General features: G+C 73.2%; 18 protein-coding genes. 12 read left to right on the forward strand and 6 right to left on the reverse strand.

Annotated elements, in window-relative coordinates; translation table 11 throughout:
* The first annotated feature begins 54 nt into the window (after positions 1 to 54).
* The 12 genes from ACF09C_RS18860 to ACF09C_RS18915 all read left to right on the forward strand — a co-directional run bounded on the left by ACF09C_RS18860 (position 55) and on the right by ACF09C_RS18915 (position 11,870).
* Entirely contained in the window at positions 55 to 1,032 is a 978-nt protein-coding gene (locus ACF09C_RS18860; RefSeq protein WP_392092558.1) for an alpha/beta hydrolase, read from the forward strand.
* The gene (locus ACF09C_RS18865; RefSeq protein WP_392092560.1) at positions 1,029 to 1,469 is read left to right on the forward strand and encodes a RidA family protein; all 441 of its coding nucleotides are present in this window, start codon (positions 1,029 to 1,031) and stop codon (positions 1,467 to 1,469) included. Before ACF09C_RS18860 ends, ACF09C_RS18865 begins: the two co-directional genes overlap by 4 nt.
* A gap of 59 nt (positions 1,470 to 1,528) precedes the next feature.
* Positions 1,529 to 2,107, forward strand: coding sequence for a TetR/AcrR family transcriptional regulator (locus ACF09C_RS18870; protein WP_392092562.1), 579 nt, complete (start codon positions 1,529 to 1,531; stop codon positions 2,105 to 2,107).
* 100 nt (positions 2,108 to 2,207) lie between these two features.
* Positions 2,208 to 2,510 (forward strand): helix-turn-helix transcriptional regulator, encoded by a 303-nt coding sequence (locus ACF09C_RS18875; RefSeq protein ID WP_362426798.1) that lies wholly within the window; start codon positions 2,208 to 2,210, stop codon positions 2,508 to 2,510.
* A 260-nt stretch (positions 2,511 to 2,770) separates the two neighbouring features.
* On the forward strand, positions 2,771 to 3,943 hold the full coding sequence (locus ACF09C_RS18880; RefSeq protein WP_392092565.1) for a 3-deoxy-7-phosphoheptulonate synthase: 1,173 nt from the start codon (positions 2,771 to 2,773) through the stop codon (positions 3,941 to 3,943).
* A gap of 59 nt (positions 3,944 to 4,002) precedes the next feature.
* On the forward strand, positions 4,003 to 4,773 hold the full coding sequence (locus ACF09C_RS18885) for a 2,3-dihydro-2,3-dihydroxybenzoate dehydrogenase (RefSeq protein ID WP_392092567.1): 771 nt from the start codon (positions 4,003 to 4,005) through the stop codon (positions 4,771 to 4,773).
* 22 nt (positions 4,774 to 4,795) lie between these two features.
* Positions 4,796 to 5,452: an isochorismatase family protein gene (locus tag ACF09C_RS18890; protein WP_392092568.1), complete on the forward strand. Its 657-nt coding sequence runs from the start codon at positions 4,796 to 4,798 to the stop codon at positions 5,450 to 5,452.
* A gap of 28 nt (positions 5,453 to 5,480) precedes the next feature.
* Positions 5,481 to 7,373, forward strand: a complete 1,893-nt coding sequence (locus tag ACF09C_RS18895; RefSeq protein ID WP_392092570.1) for an anthranilate synthase family protein — start codon at positions 5,481 to 5,483, stop codon at positions 7,371 to 7,373.
* Positions 7,361 to 7,693: a hypothetical protein gene (locus ACF09C_RS18900; RefSeq protein WP_392092572.1), complete on the forward strand. Its 333-nt coding sequence runs from the start codon at positions 7,361 to 7,363 to the stop codon at positions 7,691 to 7,693. Before ACF09C_RS18895 ends, ACF09C_RS18900 begins: the two co-directional genes overlap by 13 nt.
* Positions 7,694 to 7,816: 123 nt before the next feature.
* The gene (gene aroA / locus ACF09C_RS18905) at positions 7,817 to 9,112 is read left to right on the forward strand and encodes a 3-phosphoshikimate 1-carboxyvinyltransferase (protein ID WP_392092573.1); all 1,296 of its coding nucleotides are present in this window, start codon (positions 7,817 to 7,819) and stop codon (positions 9,110 to 9,112) included.
* Between the two features lie 8 nt (positions 9,113 to 9,120).
* Positions 9,121 to 10,305: a 3-hydroxybenzoate 6-monooxygenase gene (locus ACF09C_RS18910; RefSeq protein WP_392092574.1), complete on the forward strand. Its 1,185-nt coding sequence runs from the start codon at positions 9,121 to 9,123 to the stop codon at positions 10,303 to 10,305.
* Positions 10,306 to 10,640: 335 nt separating this feature from the next.
* Positions 10,641 to 11,870, forward strand: a complete 1,230-nt coding sequence (locus tag ACF09C_RS18915) for an IS701 family transposase (RefSeq protein ID WP_392092575.1) — start codon at positions 10,641 to 10,643, stop codon at positions 11,868 to 11,870.
* Here the strand turns inward: ACF09C_RS18915 and ACF09C_RS18920 are convergent.
* From ACF09C_RS18920 to ACF09C_RS18945, 6 genes are all read right to left on the reverse strand, one after another.
* Positions 11,831 to 13,807, reverse strand: coding sequence for a GAF domain-containing protein (locus ACF09C_RS18920; RefSeq protein WP_392092577.1), 1,977 nt, complete (start codon positions 13,805 to 13,807; stop codon positions 11,831 to 11,833). The genes ACF09C_RS18915 and ACF09C_RS18920 overlap by 40 nt on opposite strands.
* A gap of 77 nt (positions 13,808 to 13,884) precedes the next feature.
* Entirely contained in the window at positions 13,885 to 14,676 is a 792-nt protein-coding gene (locus ACF09C_RS18925) for a BTAD domain-containing putative transcriptional regulator (protein WP_392092579.1), read from the reverse strand.
* Positions 14,677 to 14,820: 144 nt separating this feature from the next.
* On the reverse strand, positions 14,821 to 15,174 hold the full coding sequence (gene crcB, locus ACF09C_RS18930) for a fluoride efflux transporter CrcB (RefSeq protein WP_392092580.1): 354 nt from the start codon (positions 15,172 to 15,174) through the stop codon (positions 14,821 to 14,823).
* Positions 15,171 to 15,548, reverse strand: a complete 378-nt coding sequence (locus ACF09C_RS18935; RefSeq protein WP_392092581.1) for a DUF190 domain-containing protein — start codon at positions 15,546 to 15,548, stop codon at positions 15,171 to 15,173. The genes crcB (ACF09C_RS18930) and ACF09C_RS18935 overlap by 4 nt, the downstream gene beginning before the upstream one ends.
* Positions 15,545 to 15,955, reverse strand: coding sequence for a fluoride efflux transporter CrcB (gene crcB / locus ACF09C_RS18940; RefSeq protein WP_392092583.1), 411 nt, complete (start codon positions 15,953 to 15,955; stop codon positions 15,545 to 15,547). The genes ACF09C_RS18935 and crcB (ACF09C_RS18940) overlap by 4 nt, the downstream gene beginning before the upstream one ends.
* Positions 15,956 to 16,154: 199 nt before the next feature.
* On the reverse strand, positions 16,155 to 16,622 hold the full coding sequence (locus ACF09C_RS18945) for a DUF1772 domain-containing protein (protein ID WP_392092585.1): 468 nt from the start codon (positions 16,620 to 16,622) through the stop codon (positions 16,155 to 16,157).
* Positions 16,623 to 16,647 lie beyond the last annotated feature (25 nt).

Here is a 16,647-nt window from a genome sequence, read left to right on the forward strand (position 1 = left end):
ACATGCGACGGGCGGCGGCGGCGCGCGGCCCCGCCCGCGGGGGACGATGACCGCATGAGTGACGCCACCCACCGTTCCGCCGCGCCCGCGCCCACCCGCATGCGGCTCCGCCCCGACCTGGCCCCGCTCGTCGACCAGATCCCCTACCTGGACGTCGCGGAGCCGGCCGTCGCCCGCCGCACCCTCAAGGACCTCGAGGCCCAGTGGGAGCCGGCCGACACCAGCGCCATCACCGTGACCGAGCGGCTGATACCCGGCCCGGCGGGCGCCCCCGACGTCGCCGTGCGCGTCTACACCCCCCGTACCGAAGGCCCGCACGGCGGTCTGCTGTGGATCCACGGCGGCGGCTTCGTGATGGGCAGCCTGGAGACCGAGCACAACCAGTGCGTCTGGTTCTCCTCCCGCGCGAACGTCGTCGTCGTCAGCGTCGAGTACCGGCTGGCGCCCGAGAACCCGTTCCCCGCGGGCGCCGAGGACTGCTACGCGGCCCTGGAGTGGTTCGCCGCGCACACCGAGGAGCTCGGGGTCGACCCGGCGCGCCTGGGCGTCGCGGGCTGCAGCGCGGGCGGCGCGCTCTCCGCCTCCGTCGCCCTGATGGCCCGCGACCGGCAGGGGCCCGGGCTGGCGCTCCAGGTGCTGACCTTCCCGGTGACCGACGACCGCATGGACACCCCGTCCGCGCGGGCCTTCCACGACACGCCCGTGTGGTCGACCCCGCAGTCCGTGTCGATGTGGCGCCACTACCTCGGCGAGGGCCACGAGCAGCGGGAGACCTCGCCGTACGCGGCGCCCAACCGCGCCGAGGACCTGAGGGGGCTCCCGGCGACCCACATCGTCACCGCCGAGTACGACCCGCTGCGCGACGAGGGTCTGGACTACGGCCGGCGTCTCCTGGAGGCGGGCGTGCCGGTCACGCTGCACCAGTGGGCCGGGGCGTTCCACATCTTCGACTCGTTCGGCACGGAGAGCGGCGGGCGCTCGATCGACGAGCTGGTGCTCGCCGTCCACGAGGCGCTGGGCGACGCGGCATGACCGACGTGTCCCGCGACGCATCCCACGGCGCGCCCCACCGCGTCCGGGTCACCGCGGATCCCGACTGGTACGCGCCCGCCGGCATCGCGCTCGGCATCCGGGTCGGGAACCTGGTCCTCACCTCGGGTCAGGGCCCGATCGACCCGCACGGCGGCACGGTCGGCGCGGGCGACTTCGAGGCCCAGGCCCGACAGGCTCTGGCCAATCTCGGGCTCGTCCTGAAGAACGCCGGATCGGGCCTCGACCAGGTCGTCAAGGCGACCGTGTTCGTCACCGACATCGCCCGGGACCAGGAGGTGTTCGCGCGGGTCAGGGCCGAGCACTTCGCCCCGCACACGATCGCCGAGTCCTTCGTCGAGGTCTCCTCCCTCGCCGATCCGGACTGGCTGATCGAGATCGAGGCGATCGCGGTGGCGGAGGGCGCGGTGACGGCGTGATCCGTACGGTCGTCCGACGAATTTCAGTGCGACCGCTCCAAAAACCCTAGACTGCGGTCATGGCCAGGCCCAGGAAGTTCGACGAGACGCACGCCCTCACCGCCGCCATGAACACGTTCTGGCGGCAGGGGTACGAGGCCACGTCCACCCGGGACCTGGCCGATTCGACGGGCATGGGCCAGTCGAGCCTGTACAACGCCTTCGGCGACAAGCGCGAGCTGTATCTGAAGGCCCTGCGCCGCTATTACGAGACGCACACCGCCGAGCAGACCGCCCTCCTCGAACAGCCGGGACCGGTGAAGGACCGGCTCCGGGACCTGATGGTCCACGCGATCGACGACGATCTGTCGGACCCCGAAGGCTCCGGATGCTTCGCCATCAACGCCTCGGTCGAGAAGGCCGACTCGGACGAAGCGGTCCGGGCGGAGGTCCTGCGGCACTTCTCCACCGTGGAGGAGGCGCTCGCGGCGACCCTCGCGCGAGGGCAGCGCTCGGGCGAGATCACCGCCGGTCGGGACACCCGGACGCTCGCCCGCCAAGTACTCAGCACCTACTACGGATTGCGCGTTCTCGCCCGGGTCCAGAAGGACCGGAACGCCCTGCTCAGCGTCGTCGAAAGCGCCCTCACCGCGCTGTAGCCGGCCCGCTCCGCGGGGGCCGGGGAACCTGACGGACGACATGACAGAGTGGACGGGGCGCCGTTGCGACCCCTCCGGGCGTCCCGTCAGGGTCTGCCGCGTGAATACAGCCCACGCTTCGTACCGGAAGAATCCGTCCGTACAGGCCCTCGGCTGGGCGAGCCTCACCCCGGCCGAACTGCGGGTGGCCCGCCTGGTGTCCGAGGGTCTGACCAACCGCGCCGTGGCCACCCACCTGGTCGTCTCACCGCACACGGTGGACAGTCACCTGCGCCACATCTTCATCAAGCTGGGCATCTCCAGCCGCGTCGCGCTCGCCCGCCTGACCGTCTTCCACGACCAGGTGAGCCCACTCGAACAGGCCGTGGAGAGCGCCGGTCCATCCCGTATCCGCGCCACTTGACGGACTCGGCGGGCCGCCGTTGCGGTCCGGCGGGGGGCCTGGTGATAGTGGATTTCGTACGAATCGGCGCGCCTTGTCGAGGCCCGCGCCGTTCACACTCGTCGACGCTCCGGCATGCCGATGCTGCCAGCCGAGCCGCCGCCGCAGGACGGAAGACGCCGGGCGGGACATCACGTCGACGCGCACGCGTCCGTGTCGTCCGCCCGCCTCCACGCCCCCATCAGCCGGAGTCCATCCGGCACGCCCGCCGAGGGAAAACGATGACCGACATTCTGTCCCACCTCCGTTCCCTTCCCGCCCTCCAACAGCCCGACTGGCAGGACCACCCGCGTCTCGCCGAGGTCCGCACGGACCTCGGCCGGATGCCTGCCCTCGTGGACGCCGAGGCCGTGCGCCGGCTGCGCTCCCTCCTCGCGGAGGCCGCCGCCGGACACGTCCAGGTGATCCAGACCGGCGACTGCGCCGAGGACCCCGCCGAGGCGAACCCCGGTGACGTCCACAAGAAGACCGCGCTCCTCGACGTCCTGGCCGGGACGATGAAGCTCGCCTCCGGCAAGCCCGTCCTGCGGGTGGGCCGGATCGCCGGCCAGTACGCCAAGCCGCGCTCCAGGCCCACCGAGACGGTCGGCGGCACCGAACTCCCCGTTTACCGGGGCCACATGGTGAACCGGCCCGAGCCGGACCCCGAGCAGCGCGAGGCCGACCCGGGCCATCTGCTCACCGGCTACCGCGCCGCCAGCGACACCATGCACTACCTGGGCTGGCGCGGCACCGCCGTCCGGCCCGAGCTGGACGTGCCGGTGTGGACCAGCCACGAGGCCCTGCTGCTCGACTACGAACTGCCCATGCTGCGCCGCGAGCCCGACGGCTCGCTGCTGCTCACCTCGACGCACTGGCCCTGGGTGGGCGAGCGCACCCGGCAGCCGGACGGCGCCCACATCGCCCTGCTCGCCGCGGTCTCCAACCCGGTCTCGGTCAAGGTCGGGCCGTCCATGACCCCGGACGAACTCCTCGCCCTGTGCGAGCGGCTCGACGCCCAGCGGCGCCCCGGCCGGCTCACCCTGATCGCCCGGATGGGCGCCGAGAACGCCGCCACGAAGCTGCCGGCCCTCGTCGAGGCCGTCGACCGGGCGGGCCACCCGGTGCTCTGGCTGTCCGACCCGATGCACGGCAACACCGTCAGCGGCCCCGGCGGCCTGAAGACGCGCCTCCTGACCACCGTCGTGAAGGAGATCGAGGCGTTCCAGGGCGCGGTCGGCGCGGGCGGCGGCGTGGCCGCGGGCCTGCACCTGGAGACCACCCCGGAGAGCGTCACCGAGTGCGTCGCCGACGCGGACGGGCTCGGCAGCCTCGGCGACAAGTACCTGAGCTTCTGCGACCCGCGCCTCAACCCGCAGCAGGCCGTCGCGGCCGTCTCGGCATGGCGCGGATGACCGGGCGGGACGACGCGCGGACCGGACCGACGACAGCGGTGGACACGGAGGTTGTGCACGTGGCAGGAACAGTCGCCCTGGTGACGGGCGCGGCGGGCGGTATCGGCCAGGCCGTCGTCCGGCTGCTCGCCGAGCGCGGCGCCCGGGTCGCCGCCGTCGACCTGGTGCCGGACCGGCTCGCCGACACGGTGGCGCGGCTGCGCGCCGACGGCCTCGACGTCACCGGCTTCCCGGCCGACGTCACGTCGAGCGCGGACGTGGAGGCCGCCGTCGACCGGGTCGAGCGCGAACTCGGCCCGGTGGAACGCCTGGTGAACGCGGCGGGCGTGCTCCGCCTGGCCGGGGCGCACGCCCTCAGCGACGAGGACTGGACGACCACGTTCGCGGTCAACGCGAACGGGGTGTTCCACACCTCGCGGGCCGTGGTCAACCGCATGATCCCGCGCCGGCGCGGCGCGATCGTCACGGTCGCGTCGAACGCGGCGGGCACGGCCCGGGCGCAGATGGCGGCGTACGCGGCGTCCAAGGCGGCCGCCACCGCGTTCACCAAGTGCCTGGGCCTTGAGGTGGCGGAGTACGGCATCCGCTGCAACGTGGTGGCGCCCGGCTCCACCGACACCCCGATGCTGCGCGGGATGCACACCGCCGACACCGCCGCCAAGGCGTCGATCGCCGGCTCCCCCGAGGCGTACCGGGTCGGCATCCCGCTGGGCAAGGTCGCCCGGCCCGAGGACGTCGCGCGGGCCGTCGCCTTCCTGCTGTCCGACGACGCGGGCCACGTCACCCTGCACGAGCTGACCGTGGACGGCGGTGCCACGCTCGGTGTCTAGCCAAGAGAGGAACGGCCGGCCGATGCCCGGTATCCCCCCGATCGAGTCGTACCCCATGCCCACCGAGGGCGAACTGCCGGAGAACATCGTGGACTGGCCGGTGGATCCGCGCCGGGCGGTGCTGCTCCTCCACGACATGCAGGAGTTCTTCCTCAAGCCGTTCCCGCGCTCCGAGGCGCCCGGCGACGCCCTGGTGGCCAACTCGGCGCTGCTGCGCGAGCGGTGCGTGGAGCTGGGCGTACCGATCGCGTACACCGCGCAGCCCGGCGACATGACGCCCGACCAGCGCGGGCTCCTGAAGGACTTCTGGGGCCCCGGCATGAAGGCCACGCCCGAGCACCGCAAGGTGGTCGAGCCGCTCGAACCTGGGCCCGCGGACTGGCAGTTCACGAAGTGGCGATACAGCGCCTTCTTCAAGTCCGACCTGCTGGAGCGGATGCGCTTCCACCGGCGCGACCAGCTGATCGTCTGCGGTGTGTACGCCCACGTGGGCGTCCTGATGACCGCGGTGGAGGCCTTCACCAACGACATCAAGCCCTTCCTGGTGGCGGACGCCGTCGCCGACTTCTCGGCCGGACACCACCGGCTCGCGCTCGACTACGCGGCACAGCGCGCGGCCCGCGTCGTGTCCGCCAAGCAGGTGCTCAGCGAACTCGACGCGGGCGGCGCGCCGCGCTGAGCCGCGCCCACCGCCGAAAGGAACCCCCATGGCTACGCAGGACAGCGGGCACGACCTGCTGGCACGCATCCTCGACGGCTCGGCCGGCGCGTTCGCGCTGATGCACCGGCCCGAGACGGTGGACCCGGACACCCTGGAACTGCTCGTCGGCGGCGTGGCGGAGATCCCGTCCCTCGCCGACCTCGACCTGCCCGAGCGGGACGGCCCCGGCGCCCGCTCGGAGATCCTCACCCTGATCCCCTACCGCCAGCTCGCCGAGCGGGGCTTCGCCGCCCCCGACGACGGCGCGCCGCTGCTCGCGATGACGGTGCGCGAGCAGGCGGCGGTGCCGCTGCGCGCGACGCTTCCGCTGCTGCCCGACGAGCCGGTGAAGCTGGCCGACGGCCACTTCGACGTGGACGACGAGGCGTACGCGGAGATCGTGCGGCGGGTCGTCGCGGACGAGATCGGAACCGGTGAGGGGGCCAACTTCGTGATGCGGCGCTCCTTCACCGCCCGGCTGCCCGGCTTCGGCCTGACCACGGCGCTGTCGTTCTTCCGCCGCCTGGTGCAGCGGGAGGCCGGGGCGTACTGGACGTTCCTCGTCCACACCGGCGAGCGGACCTTCGTGGGCGCGACGCCCGAGCGGCACATCAGCGTCCGCGAGGGCACGGCCGTGATGAACCCGATCTCGGGTACGTACCGCTATCCGGCGGCCGGCCCCGAGCTCGACGGGGTCATGGACTTCCTCGCCGACCAGAAGGAGGCCGACGAGCTGTACATGGTCGTCGACGAGGAGCTGAAGATGATGGCCCGGATCTGCCCCGGGGGCGGCCGGGTCGTGGGCCCGTACCTGAAGGAGATGGCCCGGCTCGCGCACACCGAGTACTTCATCGAGGGCCGTACCGACCGCGATGTGCGGGACATCCTGCGCGAGACGCTGTTCGCCCCGACGGTGACGGGCTCCCCGCTGGAGAGCGCGGCCCGGGTGATCAGCCGGTACGAGCCGCAGGGCCGCGGCTACTACAGCGGGGTGGCCGCGCTGATCGGCCGCGACGCCGCCGGCGAGCGCACCCTGGACTCCTCGATCCTGATCCGTACCGCCGACATCGACCACGAGGGCCTGATGCGGATCGGGGTCGGCGCGACGCTGGTGCGCCACTCCGACCCGCAGTCGGAGGTGCAGGAGACCCGCGCCAAGGCGGCCGGGCTGCTCGCCGCGCTCGGCGACCCGGAGCCGATCCGGTTCGGGGCCCACCCGGCGGTCCGCGAGGCGCTCGACGAACGCAACGAGCGGATCGCCGACTTCTGGCTCAGGGACCAGGAGGACCGGCTCGGCGCGGCCGGTCCGCTGACCGGCCGGCGGATCCTGGTGATCGACGCGGAGGACACCTTCACGGAGATGATCGCCCAGCAGATCCGCTCGCTCGGCGGCGAGGTGCGCGTCCGGCGCTTCGACGAGCGGTACAGCTTCGACGAGCACGACCTGGTCGTGATGGGCCCCGGGCCCGGGGATCCGCGCGAGACGGGCGACCCCAAGATCGCGCATCTGCGGGCGGCGGTGGCCCAGCTCCTGGAGGAGCGCAGGCCGTTCATGGCGGTCTGCCTGAGCCACCAGGTGCTCTCCACCCTGGTGGGGCTCGACCTGGTGCGCCGGCCGGTGCCCAACCAGGGCGCGCAGCACGAGATCGACCTCTTCGGCCGGCGCGAACGGGTCGGCTTCTACAACACGTTCGCCGCCCGCTCCGAGGGGGACTCCTTCGAGCACCCGGTGCACGGCACGGTCGAGGTCAGCCGGGACCCGGCGACGGGCGAGGTGCACGGGCTGCGCGCGGGGGCCTTCGTCTCCATGCAGTTCCACGCCGAGTCAGTCCTGACGGTGGACGGCCCCCGGATCATCGGGGAGCTGCTCGCGGAGGTGGCCGGCTCGTGCGTGCGGTGATCGTCTGGTGGGACCTGGCGCGGTCGGAGCAGACCGTCGAGTCGCTGCGGGGCTTCCTGCGCGACGAGGCGGTGGACCGGTTCTCCCAGGTGCCCGGTCTGCGGCTGAAGTTCTGGATCTCCGACGCGGCGACGAACCGGTGGGGGGCCGTCCTGCTCTGGGAGACGGCCGAGGCCGCGATCCCCCAGCGGGCGGCCGAACTCATCGGCTACCCGCCCACCGAGCGGCACTCCTTCGACGTGGAGGCGACGGTCGAGGGCGCGTTCGCCGTCGCCGCGCTCGCCGGCCGCGGCGCGGCCCTGGAGGCCGTCGGCGGCTGACCGGGCGGCCTCTCGCCTCCCCGTGGCCGCACCGGGCGGGGGACGGCCGCCGGAAGCCTCCGTGTGCGGCGCTCCTCCCCCGGACCGCCGCGCACGCGGCGGCCGTACTCGCAAAGGACTGCCATGACCTTCGCCGTACCGGCGACTCCCGCCCTGAACGCCCGGATACCGGGCTCGAAGTCACTGACCAACCGGGCCCTGCTGCTCGCGGCCGCCGCGGACGGGCCGAGCGCCCTCGGCGCGCCGCTGGTCAGCGACGACACGACGGCGTTCCGCGAGGCCCTGCGCGGCCTCGGGGTCCGGATCGACACCGCAGAGGACGATCCGGATGCCGGGGACGACAGTGTCTGGACCGTGCACGGGCTCGGTCGGGGCCCGGCCGGCGCCGCGACCGTCTGGTGCGCCGACGCGGGCACCGCCGCCCGCTTCCTGCCGCCGTTCGCCGCGACCGGGCACGGCGACTTCGGCTTCGAGGGCTCCGACCAGCTCACCGCCCGTCCCGTGGCGCCGCTCGCCGAGGCCCTGCGGCTCCTCGGGTCCGACGTCACCACGGGGCCCGGCGGGCGGCTTCCGCTGCGGGTCCGCTCGCGGGGGCTCGACGGCGGGGAGCTGACCGTGGACTCCTCGCTCAGCAGCCAGTTCCTGACCGGTCTGCTGATGGCGGGCCCGCTGATGCGCGGGCCGCTGACGCTGCGCGTGCCGGAGCTGGTCAGCCGGCCGTACATCGACATGACGCTCGCCCTGATGCGGCACTTCGGCGCCGACGTGCAGGAGGCGACGCCCGGCGCGTTCGCCGTCCGGCCCACCGGCTACAAGGGCGTCGACCTGCCGATCGAGCCCGACGCCTCCACCGCCTCGTACGTCTTCGCGGCGGCGGCGGTCACCGGGACGAGCGTGCGTGTGGCCGGTCTCGGCCGCGCGAGCCTCCAGGGCGACCTGCGCTTCACCGAGGTCCTCGCCCGCGCCGGCGCCCGGGTGGAGACCACCGACGAGGCGACCACGGTCACCGGGACCGGGGCGCTGCGGGGCGGGTTCTCCGTGGACATGGGCGAGATCTCGGACACCTTCATGACCCTCGCCGCGATCGCGCCGCTGGCCGACGCCCCGATCACCATCACCGGCGTCGCGCACGCCCGGCTGAAGGAGTCGGACCGGGTCGCCGCCGTCGAGGGCAATCTGCGCGCCCTCGGCATCCGGACCGAGACCGGACCGGACCGGATCACCGTTCACCCCGGCGCGCCCGGGCCGGCCCGGATCGTCTGCCACCGCGACCACCGCATCGCGATGGCGTTCTCGGTCCTGGGCCTGCGCGCCGAGGGCATCACCCTCGACGACCCCGGCTGCGTCGCCAAGACCTTCCCGGGCTTCCACGAGGAGCTGCACCGGCTCTTCCCCCGGCACTCCGTACCGACAACCTGAGGAACGACATGGCTCACATACTCATCGCCGGCGGTGGCATCGGAGGGCTCGCCACGGCCCTTTCGCTGACCCGGCGCGGGCACCGGACCACCGTCCTCGAACGCGCGCCCGCCTTCGCCGAGATCGGCGCGGGCATCCAGCTGGGACCCAACGCCTTCCACGCCCTCGACCGGCTCGGCGTCGGCGAGGCCGTGCGCGCCCGGGCCGTCTTCATCGACGAACTCCGGTTCATGGACGGCACCACGGGCGAGAAGGTCGCCGCGATGGAGCTGACCGGCGCCTACCGGGAGCGGTTCGGCAACCCGTACGCCGTCGTGCACCGCGGCGACCTGCACCAGCCGCTGCTCGCCGCCTGCCAGGAGCTGCCGGGCGTGACCCTCGTCCCCGACGCGGCGGTCGAGCGGTACGAGCAGGACGCGGACGGCGTCACCGTGCACACCGCCGACGGCCGGAGCTTCTCGGGCGCCGCGCTGATCGGCGCGGACGGCATCCGCTCGACGGTCCGCGCCCAGATGCTCGGTGACGGCGAGCCGCGTGTGTCGGGGCACACCATCTACCGCTCGGTGATCCCGATCGGGAAGGTCCCCGAGGAGCTGCGCTGGAACACCGTCACCCTGTGGGCGGGGCCCAAGTGGCACTTCGTGCACTACATGATCGGCGGGGGCGAGTACCTCAACCTGGCCGTCACCCGCGACAACGGCGCGACCGTCCCCGTGACGGGCCGGGCCACGGACCGTTCGCACGTCCTGGAGCAGTTCCCCGGCATCGGCGCGACCGCCCGGCGGCTGCTCGAACTCGGCGACGACTGGCGCGAATGGGTGCTCTGCGACCGTGACCCGGTGGACGGATGGACCGACGGCCGGGTCGGCCTGATCGGCGACGCGGCGCACCCGATGCTGCAGTACGCGGCGCAGGGCGCCTGCCAGGCCCTGGAGGACGCGGTCGTCCTCGCGGAGCTGCTTGCCGACGTGGACGGCACGGCCGTCGCGGCGGGTCTGGAGAAGTTCAACGCGGCACGGCGCGAGCGGACCGGCCGTACGCAGGAGGTCGCCCGGCTGATGGGCTCCGAGCTGTACCACCCGGCGGGCGAGCGGGCGGTGGAGCGCAACCGGATGCTCTCCGCCTTCACCCAGGAGGAGCTGTACGACCAGGTGTCCTGGCTGCACGGAGAGCGCGCCTTCACCGCTGTCTGAGCGCCGACGGTGTCCGACCTTCACCGCTGTCTGACCCGCCGGCGGTGTCCGAGCTTCACCGTGTCCGACCTCCACCCGCACCGGACCTTCACCGTTTTCCGGTCTTCACCGGTGTCCGACCGCGCATCCGTCGGGCCCTGGGTGGTGGTTCGGCCACACCTGGCCCGTAGAACGTGGGGCGCGGTGGCCGGTTCCGTACCGGACGCCCGGCGGAGCAGTGGTCGGGGTACCACGATCGACGGCGGGTGGGTGCCGTGGACACCTCGTCCGGGGCACCCGCCCGAAGCGATCGTGGAGGTGCATTCAAGCAGGCCACCCCCCATGGTTGGAGTGTCGTGAACACAGCAGTCAGCAGACGACGGGACGCGGTCCGACCCCTGTCGGTGCCGCGCCAGGGCCGGCGCCCCGCCGGACCCGACGTGTCCGACGACACCGTCTCCGAACTCTGCGCGACCCTGTTCTCCTCGTTCCCCCGCAAGGACCAGCGGCAGCGCGGAGAGCAGTACCTGCGCGGACTGCTCACCACCGAAGGCCGCAAGACCGCCCGCAACATCGCCGCCCAGCTGGGCGCGCCCGCCACGGAACAGACGCTGCATCACTTCATCGCCGACTCCACGTGGAGCTGGCGCCCGTTGCGGGCCGCGCTCGCCGCCCATCTGGAGCGGAAGGCGGCCCCCCAGGCCTGGGTCGTACGGCAGATGTCGGTACCGAAGACCGGGGAGCACTCGGTCGGCGTCGACCGGGGGTTGGCCCCGCACCTGCGGCAGTCGTTCCGGGGCCAGCAGTCCGCCGGGGTGTGGCTCGCCTCTCAGGAGCTGAGCGCGCCCGTCGACTGGCGGCTCGTCCTGCCCGACCAGTGGGTCCACGAACACGCGCTGCGCGACCGGGCGGGCGTGCCCCAGGAGGCGGGGGCGGAGAGCCCGGAGGAGTGCGCCGTCGCGGTCGCCCTGGAGGCCGGCCGGCACTGGGGCCCGCGCCGGCCGGTCCTGATCGATCTGCGAGGCGGGGACGCGCCGTCGGCGGTGGCCCCGCTGGCCGCCGCCCGGGTGCCGTTCCTGGTCCGGATCAGCGGCGGGCAGCGGCTCGCGGTCGCGGACCGCGCGATGCCGGGCTTCCGGAGCGGTCCGCTGCCGGCGCAGCAGATCCTGCAGTTGGTCAAGGGCGTGCGGCGGCCGGTGCCTTGGCAGGACGCGGCCGCCGGGCTCGCCCCGCGGATGTCGCTGGCCGCGATGGTGCCGGTGGTGCTCTCGGGCCGCTCGGCGGCCCCGATCGGGCTCTCTTTGCTCGGTGAGTGGAGCGACCCGACCCGTCCGCCGTCCGCGCTGTGGCTGACCGGGATGACCCAGCCGGGTCCCGGACCGCTGTTGCGGCTGACCAAGCTGACCCGCCGGGTGGAGGCGGACTACGCGCACGTGGGCGAGGAGATCGGGCTGCGGGACTACGTGGGCCGGTCCTTCCCCGGCTGGCACCGGCACATGACGCTGGCCTCCGCCGCGCACGCGGCCAGGGTGCTGTCCCGCGTCGGCTACGACACGGACCGGCCGGCCGAACTCGCCTCGGCGTGAGGGGCAGCCGTGCCCGCTCGGCGCTGTCGGCGCAGGACCTCGCGGGAGCGGTGGAGCCTCAGGGCGAGCTGCACCTCCAGGGTCCTGTCCGGCCGCTGCCAGGCGTCGCCGAGCAGGTCGGTGACCCGGTCGAGGCGGCGTGACACGGTGTTGGGGTGCACGTTGAGCAGGTCGGCCGCGTGGGCCTGGCTGCCGCCGGAGGCGAAGTACGACTCCAGGGTGCCGATGAGGTCGGTCAGCCGGTCGCGGTCGTAGTCGAGGACCGGGCCGATCGCGGAGCTGATGTAGCCGTCGACGTCGTGGTCGTCGGAGAGCAGCAGCCCGAGGAAGCCGAGGTCCTTCGCCGAGGCCGTGCCGCCGGTGCCGTCGAGGGCGGTCAGTGCGTCCAGGCAGCGCATCGCCTCCCGGTGCATCCGGCCGATGTCGGCGGCGCCCCGGCCGGGTCCTGCCGCGCCCACCGACACGGGGTGGCCGAGCAGCGGTGACAGCTGGTCGGCGACCGCGCGGGCGGCGGCGGACGCGTCCGTACCCGGCAGGAGCAGCACGATGTGACCGCTGTGGACGGTCTTGAGCCCGGTCATCCGGTGCGCGTACGAGGAGGCCCACACCACGGCGCGGCCCTGCTCGCCGCCCTCGGGGTGGGCGACGAGCAGGACGTGGGGCGCCTCCAGGTCGATCCCGAGGCCGCGCGCCCGCTGGACGAGGTAGTGCGTCTGGTGGCCGCTGCGGGCGTGGGCGGCGAGGAGTTCGTCGAAGAGGTCGTCGCGGACGGGCCCTTCGGCGACGGCCGTGCTCCGTCGGAGCAGGAGTTGGATCGCGAAGGTCTGCGCGGTGAGCTGGAGCAGGCCCTCGTCCTCTCCGACGAGCGCCGTGCCCGGGCGGAGCACCAGCACGCCCAGGTCCTCGGCGCCCGCGGTGACCGGGGCGACCCAGGTGCCGTCGGCGGTGACGACGGGGCGCAGATGGGCGTGGGCGTCGAGGGCCGCCTCGGCGACAGCGGCCTCGTCGGGTTCGCCGAGGTCGCCGCTGGTGGCGAGCGGCCGGCCGGCCGGATCGCGCAGCTGCAGCGCCGAGTCGAGCGCGTCTCCCGCGGCCTTCGCGACGGTGGTGAGGTCGGCCCCGGCGAGGACCAGGCCGAGGGTGTGGCTGTGGGCTTCGTTGAGCTGCTGCAGCCGGACCAGGCTCGTCCGGGTGCGGAAGCCGTCCCGTTCGAGGCGGCCGACCTCGCCCTGCGCCTGTTCGTAGCTGCCGGCCCGCTCGACGGCGACGGCGGCGAGCGCGGCGAGGGAGGCGACCAGGCCTATCTCGTCCGGGGAGAAGTGGCGTACGGAGCGGTTGCCTCCGTAGAGCACGCCGATGGTCTGGTCGCCGTTGCACATCGGCACGGCCATCAGAGCGTGCAGTCCTTCGGCCCGGACGACGGCGTCGGCGCTCGGGTCGTGCTCGACGGTCTCGTCCTCGAGGTAGTCGGCCGTCCACAGCGGCGCCCTGGACAGCAGGCTCCGGTGGCCCAGGCCGTATCCGGCGGGGACGGAGTGGCCGGTGACGAGGGCCGTGGTCGAGCCGTTGGAGACGGCCACCCGCAGGCCGCCCTCCGGGTCCAGGACGGCGATGGAGGTCATGTCGAAGTTGAGCAGCCGCTTGACCCGGCGGATGGCCACTTCCAGGAGGGACTCGACGTCATGGGGTGACGTCAGGTCCCGTGCCGTGTCGACCAGATCGGCCAGGCCGTCCTCGCGCTGGCGGCGCTGCCCCTGCCAGGCCTGCACCCCCCGGGCCAGGTGCACCGCCCGCTCCAGCCCGGCCAGGGCCTCGCCGGAGAGCCCCTCGCGCCGGGCCCGCTGCAGCAGCGCGTCGAACCTCCCCGCCGGAGCCTGCTCGGCGAGGAGTTCGAGGACGGCCATCAGGCCGGTGTCCTGGGTCTGTGGATCCGTCATGGTGTGCGAGCCCCCAGCCCGTCGTACACGTTTCGCCCCGTTATCGGTCCGAAACTAGTTCGACGGCGATCTTGCGGTCAACCAGCCACGGGAAGGGGGTGAAGGGTGGTGCGCGAGTGACGCAAAGAGTGCAGGAAAGGACCGATCCGCAGCGCCGGGGACTGCCCGTACGGCCGCCCCGCGTACCCCTGTGCCGCGCCCCGCTCCACCTCCGCGACCAGCGCCGCGTACTGCGGCGGCGCGCTGCGGAAGCGGGAGAGGAACACGGACAGACCGGAGTAGAGCTCGTGCCGTCGGCCGAGCCTGCGCTGCGCCTCGATCCACAGGTCGAGGGCGCGCAGCCGGGACAGTTCGAGGCGGGCGCCCTGCGCCCGCAGGTGCGGGCCCACGACCACCCCGGTGTACGCGTCGGCCGACCACAGCTCCAGCGCCTGGCCGAGCCGTTCGGCCGCATTCGGATAGTCCTCGACCTCCATGGCCCGGTAGCCGGCGCCGACCGCGCGCTGGAACATCCGGACGTCGGAACTGCCGCCCCCGGTGGCCAGCAGGTACCCCCCGGGCAGCGAGACCACGACCTCGCGCGCGCTCCGGGGCCCGGGCGCGGCGGACGCGCCCGCGACCTGCTCACGACCGACGTCCAGCGCGTCGTCGATCAGCTCCCTGAGCCCGCGGACATGGGTCTCGATCATGTCCTGCGCGTGCCGCGGCGCGCCGTCGGGCCACAGCTCCTGCGTCAGAACGGCCGTCGGCACGATGCGGTCGGCGTGCGCCGCGAGCAGCGCCAGCAGCTGACGGGCCGGTGCCGCCGTGGGAACGATCGGCGTCCCTCTCTCCTGGACAGCGAGCAAGCCCAGCACCTTCAGATCCATAGCGCCCCCTCCATGGTTCACGTACTGCCACCATAAGATAATAATGACCACTTCGTTTTTGGAGGAGTGCATATCTTGACGGCAAGGAAACATTCGCCGACCAAGTGTGGACAGAAGCGGTCGTAACCTACGGGCGGCGGCGTCTCACCAGGACCCGGCGATCTCCACACCCAGCCAGACGGCGCCGAGCCCGGCGGCCAGGCTCCCCGCCACATTCGCCGCCGCGTACCCCTTCGCCCCGCTCTCGTACAGCCTCAACGTCTCGTAGGAGAAGGTCGAGTACGTCGTCAGCGCCCCGCAGAGGCCCGTGCCGAGCAGCAGGTGGGCGCGGGTGGAGGAGACGCCGGTGAGCATGCCGAGGACGAAGGAACCGACGATGTTGACCGCGAACGTGCCCCAGGGGAAGACGGAGTCGTGGCGGGACTGGACGGCCCGGTCGGTGAGGTAGCGCAGGGGCGCGCCGACCGCCGCGCCGGCGAGGACGAGGAGCCAGTTCACGCGGGCCGCTCCGGTCCGTCCGGGCTCCGCGACGGCTTCTCCCGGCCCACGTACCGGATCACCTCGCAGTCGTCGAGGATGACGAGCCCCTCGCTCACCAGCACGTCGAGTTGCGGCAGGAAGTCCCGTACCCGCTCCTCGGTGTCCACGATCACGACGGCGACGGGCAGGTCCTCGCTGAGCGAGAGCAGCCGGGAGGTGTGGACGAGCGAGGACGCCCCGAAGCCCTCGATGCCCCGGAAGACGGAGGCGCCCGCGAGGCCCGCGCCGTGGGCGCGGTGCACGATCTCGGAGTACAGCGGCCGGTGGTGCCACGTGTCGCTCTCGCCGAGCAGGATCGTCACCCGCAGGGCCCTGCCCGCCAGTCTCGTCATCGTGTCCTCCTCGCCAGAGCGCCCCGGGTCACCGTGGTCGCGGCCCAGACGGCGGCCAGGGCGGCCGCCACCGTCGCTCCCATGTATGCCACGCCACGGGCCGCGCCCCCCGCGCTCAACAGCCGCTGCACGTCCAGGGCGTACGTGGAGAAGGTGGTGAAGCCGCCCAGGACGCCGGTACCGAGGAAGGGGCGGACGAGCCGACGGGGCGCGGCGGCGGCCTCGTTGACCAGAACCATCAGGACGCCGATCGCGGCGCATCCCGACACGTTCACGGCAAGCATGGTCCAGGGGAACGCCGCGGCCGGGGAGGGCCAGACGAGCGACGCGCCGTAGCGGGCCGCCGCGCCGAGGGCGCCGCCGACGGCGACGGCGCCGACGACCGGCAGCTGTCCGCGGAAGTCCATGGGAAGAGGCTATGCGACGGCAGCCGAGCGGGGGCATTGAGCGAGGCGGACAAGCGCGGTCCCTGGCCTGGGGCATCAACCAGCGCCGACCCGGCCGCCTCGTACCTGAGATGGTCTGGCCGGCGCGCGCGACGGTCAAAGACCGGACGGGGAGTCCGTCAGGTCTGTCGGCGCCGGCCGCCGACTCCTTCGGGGCAGATCAGTTCAGGCCCGCCGCGATCAGCAGACCGAACGAGGCCGTGATCAGCACCGTACGGATCACATGGAAGCCGTTCCACCGCTTCTCGAAGGCCGCCCGGACGGCGGAGGCGGGCTCCCCCGTCCGCTCCGAGGCGGCCAGCGCGTTGTTCAGCGGGATGTTCCCCGCGACCGTCACCACGTGGTTCAGGACCGCGCAGACCATGCCTGCCAGGACCAGCCACTTCTGGGTCTCGGAGCGGCCGTCGGCGGGCACCAGGAACGCGGCGACCGGGAAGGCCACGACCCCGAGGAACACCAGCAGGAACACCGCCTTGGGCACGTACTCGTTGATCCGCCGCATCGCGTCGACGAACGCGCCGTCGTCCAGCCGCGCCAGAGCGGGCATGATCCCGGTCAGGAAGATCAGCATGAACCCGGCGTACAGCCCGGTGCTGGCGATGGCGAGGGCGAGCAGCGTGGTGGCCATGGGCCCATCATGGCGTCCCGGGCCC

This window comes from Streptomyces sp. NPDC014870, from assembly GCF_043081505.1.
GTDB lineage: Bacteria > Actinomycetota > Actinomycetes > Streptomycetales > Streptomycetaceae > Streptomyces.